The 751-nt window shown below is 65.5% G+C and carries 1 protein-coding gene; it reads left to right on the top strand.

Annotated elements, in window-relative coordinates; all coding sequences use genetic code 11:
• On the top strand, positions 1 to 751 hold a 751-nt coding region (locus F3F96_RS12335; protein WP_176963581.1), incomplete at both ends, for an efflux RND transporter permease subunit.

Genomic DNA, 751 nt, shown 5'->3' with positions numbered 1-751 from the left:
CCGTGCAGATGAAGATGCTGCCGTTCGACAACAAGAACGAGTTCCAGGTCATCATCGACATGCCGGAAGGCACCGCGCTCGAGGAGACCGGCCGCGTGGCCCAGGAGATCTCGGGCTACCTGCGCACCGTTCCCGAGGTCGAGAGCTGCCAGTACTACGCCGGCACCAACGCCCCGATCAACTTCAACGGCCTCGTGCGCCACTACTACCTCCGCCACGGCGACAACATGGCCGACATCCAGGTCAACCTTATCGACAAGGGCCTGCGCAGCGACCAGAGCCACGACATCGCCAAGCGCGTCCGCGAGGGCGTGCAGGAGATCGGCCGCAGGTACGGCGCCAACGCCAAGATCGTCGAGATCCCTCCCGGACCTCCGGTCCTCTCCACGCTCGTCGCCGAGATCTACGGCCCCACCGAGAAGGAGCGCATCGAGCTGGCCCGGAAGGTGAAGGAGATCTTCCTGGAGACCCCGGGCGTGGTCGACGTCGACTGGCTCGTCGAGGACGACCAGGAGGTCTACGAGCTCGTCGTCGACCAGAAGAAGGCCGCCTTCCGCGGTGTCTCTGTCGAGCAGATCGCCCAGACGCTCCGCATGTCGGTCGCCGGCATGGACGTCGGCGCGCTGCACCGCCAGCCGGATCTCGAGCAGGTGACGATCAACGTCCGCCTGCCGAAAGCCGACCGCACCTCGCTCAAGGACCTCTCCAACATCTTCGTGCAGTCGCAGGGCATGGGCTCGATTACGAGCCG

Origin of the sequence: Mariprofundus sp. NF (assembly GCF_013387455.1) — a bacterium.
Classification (GTDB): Bacteria; Pseudomonadota; Zetaproteobacteria; order Mariprofundales; family Mariprofundaceae; genus Mariprofundus.
This window is presented reverse-complemented; position numbering and strand designations above follow the sequence as displayed.